General features: G+C 74.4%; 1 protein-coding gene. It reads left to right on the forward strand.

Annotation, left to right across the window (positions count from 1 at the left end):
• Positions 1–1266 (forward strand): class I SAM-dependent methyltransferase (locus AB0I83_RS31445; protein WP_363307047.1); only part of this gene is annotated, 1266 nt, incomplete at its 5' end.
• Between the last annotated feature and the right edge of the window lie 123 nt (positions 1267–1389).

Below are 1389 nucleotides of genomic sequence, written 5' to 3' on the forward strand. Positions count from 1 at the left end.
GTCGAGGACTGCCTGCAGGCCGGCTGGCTGGTGCCGGCCGGCGAGGACCAGCTCGCCGCGACGGTGGACGTCCGCCCGTACGGAGGCCCGGACGGAGAGGACTGGTTCGTCGTCTCCGACCTGGGCTGCGCGGTCGGCGGTGCGGGAGGCATCGCCAGCCGTGCACAGGATGTGGTGCTCGGCGTCGGCGGGGCGTCCACCACGCTGGCCGGCATCACGGTCCGTACGCCGGTCCGCACCGCGCTCGACCTCGGCACCGGCTCCGGCATCCAGGCCCTGCACGCCGGCCGGCACGCCACCCGGGTGACCGCCACCGACGTCAACCCGAGGGCGCTGCACATCACCGCGCTCACGCTCGCCCTGTCCGGCGCCCCGGCCGCCGACCTGCGCCAGGGCTCGCTGTACGAACCGGTACGGGACGGCGAGACGTTCGACCTGATCGTCTCCAACCCGCCGTTCGTGATCTCCCCGGGCGCCCGGCTGACCTACCGGGACGGCGGCATGGCGGGGGACGATCTGTGCCGCACGCTCGTGCAGGAGACGGGTGACCGTCTGAACGAGGGCGGGTACGCGCAGTTCCTCGCCAACTGGGAACACGTCGAGGGCGAGGACTGGCAGGACCGGCTCAGGTCGTGGGTGCCCCGCGGCTGCGACGCGTGGATCGTGCAGCGCGAGGTGCAGGACGTCACCCAGTACGCCGAGCTGTGGCTGCGGGACGCCGGCGACCACCGCGGCGATCCGGCCCGGTACCAGGCGCGGTACGACGCCTGGCTGGAGGAGTTCGAGGCGCGCAAGGTGAAGGCCGTCGGTTTCGGCTGGATCACCCTGCGCAGGACCGGGTCCGCCACGCCCTCGGTCGTCGTGGAGGAGTGGCCGCACCCCGTGGAGCAGCCGCTCGGCGACACCGTCCGGGCCCACTTCGACCGCCTGGACCAGCTGCGCGGCCTGGACGACGAGGCCCTGCTGGCGGCGCACTTCCGGCTCGCCCCGCAGGTCGTGCAGGAACAGGTCGGGCTCCCCGGCGCGGAGGACCCCGAGCACGTCGTGCTGCGCCAGAACCGCGGGATGCGCCGCGCCACCGCGGTGGACACCGTCGGTGCCGGGTTCGTCGGGGCGTGCGACGGTTCGCTGAGCGCCGGCCGCATCCTGGACGCCATCGCCGAGCTGATGGGCGAGGACCCCGAACAGCTGCGGGAGCGTACGCCCGACCGGATCCGGCTGCTGGTCGAGCAGGGCTTCCTGGAGCCGGCGGACCCCGCACGGTGAGGCACCCGTGACGCACCCATGAGGCACCCATGACGCACCCTGAGGCACCCGCGCGGTGCCGGCCGGGTGTGCTCCGACCGCGGCCCGGCCGGCACCGCTGAGCCCTGTGGCGGCAGGCACCGG

The organism is Streptomyces sp. NPDC049970 (genome assembly GCF_040660235.1).
GTDB lineage: Bacteria > Actinomycetota > Actinomycetes > Streptomycetales > Streptomycetaceae > Streptomyces.